Consider the following 8,783-nt stretch of genomic DNA (forward strand, 5'->3'; position numbering starts at 1 on the left):
GCGCCCCCCCCCCCCCCCCAAAACCCCCAATTGGGCCGGGGGGGGGGTCGGGGGCGGCCCCCGCCGCCCGCCGCGGGCCCCCCCCCCCCGGCCGTCTCCCGGCCGGGCGCGCGCGCCCGGGCCGTGCGTCGCCGACGCGACGCCGCCCGGCGCGCGCGCCCCGGCCGCGTATCCCGAGGCAGGAGGAGGGGCACTCGTGCCTGACCAGGTGCCGGCCGTGCGGCTGACATCGATCACCAAGCGGTTCCCCGGCGTCGTCGCCAACCGCGACATCAACCTGAGCATCGAGCCCGGCGAGGTGCACGCGCTCTGCGGCGAGAACGGCGCGGGCAAGTCCACGCTGATGAAGATCCTGTACGGGATGCAGCGGCCGGACGAGGGCACCATCGAGATCGACGGGGAGGCGGTGTCGTTCCGCACCCCCGCCGACGCGATCGCCCGCGGCATCGGCATGGTCCACCAGCACTTCAAGCTGGCCGACAACCTGACCGTGCTGGAGAACGTCATCCTCGGCGCCGAGCCGCGCGCCAAGGGCTGGCTGCGCGGCCGCATCGACTTCGACGCCGCCCGCGCCCGCATCCGCGAGATGTCGAAGGCGTACGGGCTGCGCGTCGACCCCGACGTCCTCGTCGAGACGCTCGGCGTCGGCGAGCGGCAGCGCGTCGAGATCCTCAAGGTGCTGTACCGGGGCGCCCGCCTGCTGATCCTCGACGAGCCCACCGCCGTGCTCGTCCCGCAGGAGGTCGAGGAACTGTTCGGCAACCTGCGGGAGCTGCGCGCCGAGGGCCTCACCGTCCTGTTCATCTCCCACAAGCTGGACGAGGTGCTGTCGGTCGCCGACACCATCTCGGTGATCCGCCGCGGCACCACCGTCGCGACGCGGCTCGACCCGTCCGAGGTCACCTCGCGGCGGCTCGCCGAGCTGATGGTCGGCTCGCAGCTTCCCACCCCGGAGCTGCGCGACTCGACCGTCACCGAGGACGTCCAGCTGGAGGTCGGCGGGCTCACGGTCCTCACCCCCGAGGGCCGTCCCGTCGTCGACGACGTCTCGCTGCGGATCCGGCGCGGCGAGATCGTCGGGCTGGCCGGCGTCGAGGGCAACGGGCAGAGCGAGCTGATCGAGGCGATCATGGGCCTGCGGTCCGCGGACGCCGGGACGATCGTCTACGGCGGCGAGGAGATCGAGCACTGGCCGACGCGGCGCCGCCGCGAGGCCGGCATCGCCTACATCCCCGAGGACCGGCACCGGCACGGGCTCGTGCTGGAGGCCACCCTGTGGGAGAACCGGGTGCTCGGCCACCAGACGCAGCGCCCCAACGTCCGCGGCCCCTGGGTGGACCGGCGCGGCGCCCGCCGCGACACCACCCGGATCGTCCGCGAGTACGACGTCCGGACGCCCGGCATCGACGTGCCCGCCGCCGCCCTGTCGGGCGGCAACCAGCAGAAGCTGATCGTCGGGCGGGAGATGTCCGGCGAGCCGCGGCTGCTGATCGCCGCGCACCCGACCCGCGGCATCGACGTCGGCGCCCAGGCCGCCATCTGGGACTACCTGCGCCAGGCCCGCGCCGACGGGCTCGCCGTGCTGCTGATCAGCGCCGATCTTGAGGAACTCATCGGAATGTCCGACACCCTGCACGTGATCCTGCGGGGCCGGCTGGTCGCGGAGGTCGATCCGCGGACGGTCACCCCGGAGGAGCTCGGCTCCGCCATGACCGGCGCCGGGGACCCGTCATGACCGGCCCGAACGACACCCCGGACCCGAACGACCCCCTCACCCCGCCCTCCGACCAGAACAAGCCTCCCAAGCCCGACAAGGCCTCCGACCCCAACACGGCGTCTGGATCCGGCGCGGCTTCGGGATCCGGTGATGCGTCCAAGTCCGGCACGGCAGAGCCCGGTGAGGCTTCGGAGCCCAGCGCAGCGTCGGAGCCTGGTGGTGCGTCCAAGCCTGGCGCGGCGCCCAAGTCAGATGCAGCGTCCAAGCCAGACGCGGCCTCCGAGTCCGGCGCTGCGTCCGAGTCTGGTGCAGCGCCGGAGCCTGGTGGTGCGTCCAAGCCTGGTGCGGCATCCAAGTCCGGTGCGGCGTCCGAGTCGGATGCGGCGTCCGAGCCTGACGCGGCGTCCAAGCCTGGCGCGGCGTCCGAGTCCGGTGCGGCATCCAAGTCCGGTGCGGCGTCCGAGTCGGATGCAGTGCGCAAGTCTGGCGCGGCGTCCGCGTCCGGCGCTGCGTCCGGGGCCGGTGTTGGCTCCGGGGCGGGGGCGGAGCGGGTGGAGGTTCCCAAGCCGGCTGAGCCCGATCCTTCGGAGCGCGGGGGGCCGGTGAAGGCGGGGCCCGAGCCGGTGCCGTCGTGGAAGGCGGTCCTGCGCGGGCTCGGTCCGACCGGGCTCGGTCTGAAGATCGGCGCGCCGATCCTCGCGCTGCTGATCTCGCTCGGCATCACGATGATCCTGCTCCGGCTGACCGGCGCCGACCCCGTCAGCGCCGTGCAGAGCATGGTCGACTACGGCACGCAGCAGCACTCCATCGTCGACATCATCAACCGCGCCACCCGGTACTACCTGTCGGCGGTCGCGGTCGCGATCGGCTTCCGGATGGCGCTGCTGAACATCGGCGTGGACGGCCAGTACCGGCTGGCGGCGTTCCTCGCCGCCGCGCTGGGCGGCGCGGTCTCGCTGCCCGCGCCGTTCGGACAGATCCTGGTGATCGTCGCGGCGGTGCTGGTCGGCGGGCTGTGGGCGGCGATCGCGGGCGTGCTGAAGGTGACCCGCGGGGTCAGCGAGGTGCTGTCGACGATCATGCTGAACGCGATCGCCACCGGCGTCATCGCCTACCTGCTGAACGACAAGCGGCTCGCCGAGCCCCGGCCGAACAGCAACGACGTCGCGACCGCGACCATCCCGCACTCGGGACGGGTCGGGCCGCTGAACGGCTTCCTGTCGGCGATCGGCATCGACCTGCCCGGCGCGGTGTACGGGCTGCTGCCCCTGGCGATCGTGGTCGGCGTCGTGTTCTGGGTGGTCATCAACTACACCCGGTTCGGGTTCGACCTGAAGATCTCCGGGCTGTCCCCGTCCGCCGCGCAGGCCAGCGGCGTCAGCGCCAAGCGGATGATCGTGATCACGATGGTGGCGTCCGGTGCGGTGGCCGGGCTGATCGGCATCCCGGGGCTGCTCGGCGAGTCCTACGACTACTCGCTGAACTTCCCGGCGGGCCTCGGCTTCACCGGCATCACCGTCGCGCTGCTCGGCCGCAACCATCCGGCGGGGATCGCGCTCGCGTCACTGCTGTTCGCCTTCCTCGACCAGACCTCCGACATCCTCCAAGAGGTCGAGGTCCCGAAGGAGATCGTCGGGGTGATGCAGGGCGTGGTCGTGCTGACCGTCGTCATCGTCTACGAGCTCGTCCGGCGCTGGGAGATCCGGTTGCAGCAGCGGTCCGTCGCCGCGGAGCTCGCCACCGGCCATGACCTGGCCCGCGAGGCCGCTGGGAGCACCTCATGACCGCGACCGAGACCGTCGCGCCGGCGAAGGCGGGGAACGGCAAGTTCCGGCTGCGCTGGCCGCACTACCTGCTGATCGCGGCGGGGATGCTGGTGCTGCTGTCGCTCGTCCGGGTGATCGACGGCGCGAACGACGTCACCTCCAGCGGGACGGTCGGCGCGGCGCTCCGGCTGGCCGTGCCGATCTTCCTCGCCGGGCTCGGCGGGCTGTGGGCGGAACGCTCCGGCGTGATCAACATCGGGCTCGAGGGCATGATGATCCTCGGGACCTGGACCGGGGCGTGGGCCGGCTACCAGTGGGGTCCCTGGATCGGCGTGCTGTTCGGCATCCTCGGCGGCGCGCTCGGCGGGCTGCTGCACGCCGTCGCGACGGTCACGTTCGGCGTCGACCACATCGTGTCCGGTGTCGCGATCAACATCCTCGGGCTCGGCCTCACCCAGTTCCTCGCCGGGCTGATCTTCAACACCGGGCACGCGAAGGACCTCGGCGGCGGGCCGCGGCAGTCGCCGCCGATCGACCCGATCAAGACGCTGACGCTGCCGGTGCTGTCCGGCGGCAAGATCGGCGGCTGGGAGAGCCCCGACTGGCTCGGCTCGCTGGAGAACCGCCACTGGTTCCTGGTGTCGGACATCGCGGGCATCCTTCGCGGGGTGACGAACGGGCTGTCACTGCTCACCGTGGTCTGCCTGCTGCTGATCCCGCTGACTTTCCTGATCCTGTGGAAAACTCCGTTCGGGCTGCGGATCCGGTCCTGCGGCGAGGACCCGTACGCGGCCGAGTCCCTCGGCGTGCACGTGTACCGGATGAAGTACGCGGCCGTGATCATCTCGGGCGGGTTCTCCGGCCTCGCCGGCGCGTTCCTCGTCACCGTCGCCGCGACCCTCTACCAGGACGGGCAGACCGGCGGACGCGGCTACATCGGCCTCGCGTCGATGATCTTCGGGAACTGGCGTCCGGGCGGGCTCGCCGCCGGGTCGCTGCTGTTCGGCTACACCGACGCGATGAACGTGCGCGGCGGCGGCCAGTCCGTGCACGCGCTGCTCCTGTTCGTCACGATCCTGCTCATCGGGGTCGCGGTGTGGCAGGGCGTGCGCGCCAACCGGCTGCGCTCGCAGGTCGTGACGGACCTCGGGCGGCGTGAGGTCCGCGGCGCCTACGTCGGCGCGGTGCTGTCGCTGGTCGCGGCGGCGGCGCTGCTCGTCTGGTTCCTGCTGAGCGACGCCGTCCCCGGTGAGCTCGTGTCGTTCAGCCCGCACCTGACGACGCTGCTCGTCCTCGCGCTCGCCAGCCAGCGGCTGCGGATGCCCGCCGCCGACGGCCTGCGGTACCGGCGCGGCGAGGCTCGCTGACCTGGCGCGGTGAGGCTTGCTGTGCTGGCGCGGTGAGGTTCGCTGTGCTGGTGCGGTGAGGTTTGCTTGCCCGGCGACGCGAGGCTCGCTGGCTCGGTCTTGCGAGGCTCGCTGGCTCGGTCTTGCGAGGCTCGCTGGCTCGGTCTTGCGAGGCTCGCTGGCTCGGTCTTGCGAGGCTCGCTGGCTCGGTCTTGCGAGGCTCGCCGACCCGCTGACCCGGTGCCTTCCTGAGAGATCATGGGTGCATGACCGATATCGACTGGCCTGCCCTGCGCACCGCCGCGCGGGAGGCGATGGAGCGCGCGTACGCGCCCTACTCCGGTTTCCCGGTGGGAGCGGCGGCGCTGGTGGACGACGGGCGCGTCATCACCGGCTGCAACGTCGAGAACGCCTCGTACGGGGTCGGGCTGTGCGCCGAATGCTCCCTGGTGTCGGCGCTGCACGGGCCCGGCAAGACCGGGTCGCCGAGGCTCGTCGCGGTGTCGGTCGTCGACCGGCACGGCGACCCGCTGATGCCGTGCGGGCGCTGCCGCCAGCTCCTGTGGGAGCACGGCGGCGCCCAGACGCTGCTGGAGACCATCCGCGGCATCCTGCCCATGTCGGACGTCCTGCCCGACGCCTTCGGTCCCGACGACCTGATCACCCGGGCCTGACGCCCCGACCCCTCACCCGTGGGGGCCGACCAAGTCCTGACCGAGTCCGGCCAAGGTCCGGCCCCAGGGGCTCCGTTCCGAACTGAGAGGACACTGTGGACGCCATCGACGTCATCCGCAGCAAGCGCGACGGCGGGACGCTCACCGCCGACCAGATCGACTGGGCGGTGGACGCCTACACGCGCGGCGAGATCGCCGAGGAGCAGATGGCGTCGCTGGCGATGGCGATCCTGCTCAACGGCATGACGCGCGCCGAGGTCGCCCGCTGGACCGAGGCGATGATCCGGTCCGGCGAGCGGATGGACTGGTCCGCGCTGGACCGTCCGACAACCGACAAGCACTCCACCGGAGGCGTCGGAGACAAGATCACGCTGCCGCTGGCGCCGGTGGTCGCGGCGTGCGGCGCGGCCGTCCCGCAGCTGTCCGGGCGGGGGCTCGGCCACACCGGCGGCACCCTGGACAAGCTGGAGTCCATCCCCGGCTGGCGCGCGTCGCTGTCGAACACCGAGATGCTGGACGTGCTGCGCTCCACCGGCGCGGTGATCTGCGCCGCCGGCAGCGGGCTCGCCCCCGCCGACCGCAAGCTGTACGCGCTCCGGGACGTCACCGGGACCGTCGAGTCGATCCCGCTGATCGCGTCCTCGATCATGTCCAAGAAGATCGCCGAGGGGACGGGCGCGCTGGTCCTGGACGTCAAGGTCGGCTCCGGCGCGTTCATGAAGACACCGGAGACGGCCAGGGAGCTCGCCGAGACGATGGTCGCGATCGGCACCGATCACGGGCTGCGGACGGTCGCCCTGCTCACCGCCATGGACCGCCCTCTCGGCAACGCGGTCGGCAACGCCGTCGAGGTCGCGGAGTCGGTCGAGGTGCTGGCCGGGGGCGGGCCGTCCGACGTGGTGGAGCTGACGCTCACGCTGGCGCGGGAGATGCTGGCCGCCGCCGGCGTCTCCGGGAAGGACCCGGCGGACGCGCTGAAGGACGGGTCCGCCATGGACGTCTGGCGCCGGATGATCAGCGCTCAGGGCGGCGACCCGGACGCGGCGCTGCCGTCCGCGCGGGAGAACCATGTCGTCGCGGCGCCGTCGTCCGGTGTGCTGACTCGTCTGGACGCCTACGGTGTCGGCGTCGCCGCGTGGCGTCTCGGCGCCGGGCGCGCGCGCAAGGAGGACCCGGTGTCGTTCGCGGCCGGGATCACGTGCCATGCCAAGCCGGGTGACCGCGTCACGGCCGGGCAGCCGCTGCTGACGCTGCATGCCGACGACGAGTCCCGGTTTGCGCGCGCGCTGGAATCGCTGGACGGCGCGTTCTCCGTCGAAGAGAGCGGGACGCTGGACCTTCATCCCCTCATCCTCGACCGCATCTCCTGACCGCTGTGCGGGAGCTGGACGTCTTTTCTGCGGAGGTCAGGGGAGATGTCGTCCAGGTTCTGCTCGCGGCTCTGAGGACGGCTCAGGGGGAGTGGGGCCGCTTTCGGGGCGTCCCGCTGCGGTGGGTCGTCTTGGACGGCTCGACGGCGGGTGCTCAGTCGCGGGAGCGTCGGTTGAAGCCGGGACGGGGGCAGGTCCCTGGTCAGGGCCAGGTGCGAGTGCAGAAGCCTACGCACGAGGACCTCGCTGTGGACTGGGACCGCCTCCGGGGTGAGGACTCCTTCTGGCCCGCCGTTCACGCGAAGGCACGGACGTGTCGTTGCGCTGCCCTGGTCTACGGGAATGCGCTGCCGTCCCGTACCTGGGGTTGCCTCGGCGTGCTCGTAGGGCTTCTCTACCGTGAACTGCCGGTTCTGGACGGGGAGGTCCGCGTGCTCGTGGAGCATCGGACGGGTGAGCGGGCCTCTTTCGGCTTCCCGATCAGGTACCGGCGGGTTCCGTTCCGGCGCCTGGTGTACGTCGAGGACGTCCGGACTCTTCTTCGCCGCGCCTCGGAGGGCTGAGCGGCGGCGCCGTCGCCGGAACTAGGCATTGACAAGTTCGCGTTCGCGGGCGAAGCTGTACCCGGATCTAGACAGTGACAAGATTGCGAGCCGCGAGCCGTGACCCCTACGAGCGGGGAGCGGTGAGCGGGGAGTGCAGAGGTGACGGAGATGGCCATGAACCATGACTTGAGCACCGTCCGGCAGATGTGGCAACTGCTGGAGCCCGTCCATGCCGTCCTGTACTACGCGCCTGAGGCTTCCGAAGAGGCTGCGGCCTTGGGATATACCGTCGACGAGCGCTGGCCGAGCTACTTCCCGTACCGGGCCGCTCCCCTGGGAGCGGTGGACGCGTCAACGGTGAGCGAGCTCTTCTACAGCTTCAACCCGGAGATGGTCGAGCGGTACATGGCGTCGGCCTGGCAGACGGCAACGCCCGAGCAGGTTCTGGCCGCGCGCCGTAGCGCCATGGACCGGGCGCTGCGCCGGATCCTGGGCGACCGGATCGGTTCGCCGGAACTGCGGCAAGCCGCCCAGACGGCGCGTCGAGTCGCCGAGGCGGCGGACGTGACGGATCGGCCGATGGCCGCCGCCAACGCCGCACTGCCCTGGCCGGACGAGCCGCACATGGTGCTGTGGCAGGCCGCCACCATCCTGCGCGAGCACCGCGGCGACGGCCACATAGCGGCGCTCCGGGCCCATGACATCGGTCCCGCCGAGGCGCTGGTCTCGCACGCCGCAGTGGGTGCCGCTCCCGCCGAAGTGTTCGCCAGCCGGCAGTGGACCGTCGAGCAGTGGAACGCCGCTCGTGACGGTCTCGCCGCTCGCGGGCTGGTGCGGGCGGACGGGGAAACGGCCGGCCAGGCTGGGGAAAAGGCGGGCGAGCCGGGCGACGTGGGCGACGTCGGTGAGGCGGGGGCGGAGGGGGTGGCGTTCGGACTTGTCGGTCAAGCGAGCGCTGCGGCAGTCACCGCTACCGAAGAGGGCGTCCGGGTCCGCGCGGCGGTCGAGAAGCGCACCGACGAACTCGCCGCTGGTCCGTGGGATCTCCTCACGTCCGGCGAGGTGAAGGAATTGGCCGATTTGCTGATGCCTATCGTTCTCGACATCGTCGGCACCGGACTCCTTCCAATGCAGAGCACCCTTGGAATCGGCATGACCTACGATTATGAAAAGCTCGAAACCGGCCAGTCCGTGTGAGGGTGTGGCGACGATAAGGCGCCGGGCAATGGGATATCGGGAGAGGGGATATCGGGCGGTGGGGGCGGCGCTGGCGTACGGGGCCGCCCCTCCAAAGTCAAGGGCGCCTTCGGCGTCGCTTCGCGATGGACTTCGTCCACCCTTGACTTTGGAGCCTCTGCGGCCCCT

At 71.6% G+C, this 8,783-nt stretch carries 7 protein-coding genes; all 7 read left to right on the plus strand.

Annotated elements, in window-relative coordinates; all coding sequences use genetic code 11:
* Positions 1–196: 196 nt before the first annotated feature.
* The 7 genes from ABT299_RS51595 to ABT299_RS51625 all read left to right on the plus strand — a co-directional run bounded on the left by ABT299_RS51595 (position 197) and on the right by ABT299_RS51625 (position 8,615).
* Positions 197–1,735, plus strand: a complete 1,539-nt coding sequence (locus ABT299_RS51595) for an ATP-binding cassette domain-containing protein (RefSeq protein WP_190867404.1) — start codon at positions 197–199, stop codon at positions 1,733–1,735.
* Between the two features lie 584 nt (positions 1,736–2,319).
* Positions 2,320–3,501, plus strand: a complete 1,182-nt coding sequence (locus tag ABT299_RS51600; protein WP_387021604.1) for an ABC transporter permease — start codon at positions 2,320–2,322, stop codon at positions 3,499–3,501.
* Positions 3,498–4,850 carry an ABC transporter permease gene (locus tag ABT299_RS51605; protein ID WP_433141771.1) on the plus strand — a complete coding sequence of 451 codons (1,353 nt, stop codon included), beginning with the start codon at positions 3,498–3,500 and terminating at the stop codon, positions 4,848–4,850. The genes ABT299_RS51600 and ABT299_RS51605 overlap by 4 nt, the downstream gene beginning before the upstream one ends.
* A 245-nt stretch (positions 4,851–5,095) precedes the next feature.
* Positions 5,096–5,503, plus strand: coding sequence for a cytidine deaminase (locus tag ABT299_RS51610; RefSeq protein WP_500255351.1), 408 nt, complete (start codon positions 5,096–5,098; stop codon positions 5,501–5,503).
* Between the two features lie 95 nt (positions 5,504–5,598).
* A complete protein-coding gene (locus ABT299_RS51615; RefSeq protein WP_500255352.1) occupies positions 5,599–6,873 on the plus strand; it encodes a thymidine phosphorylase in 1,275 nt (424 codons plus the stop codon).
* 5 nt (positions 6,874–6,878) lie between these two features.
* On the plus strand, positions 6,879–7,436 hold the full coding sequence (locus ABT299_RS51620; protein ID WP_500255353.1) for a hypothetical protein: 558 nt from the start codon (positions 6,879–6,881) through the stop codon (positions 7,434–7,436).
* Between the two features lie 150 nt (positions 7,437–7,586).
* Positions 7,587–8,615: an SCO6745 family protein gene (locus ABT299_RS51625; protein WP_500255354.1), complete on the plus strand. Its 1,029-nt coding sequence runs from the start codon at positions 7,587–7,589 to the stop codon at positions 8,613–8,615.
* Positions 8,616–8,783 lie beyond the last annotated feature (168 nt).

The organism is Spirillospora sp. NPDC000708, from assembly GCF_040299565.1.
GTDB lineage: Bacteria > Actinomycetota > Actinomycetes > Streptosporangiales > Streptosporangiaceae > Spirillospora.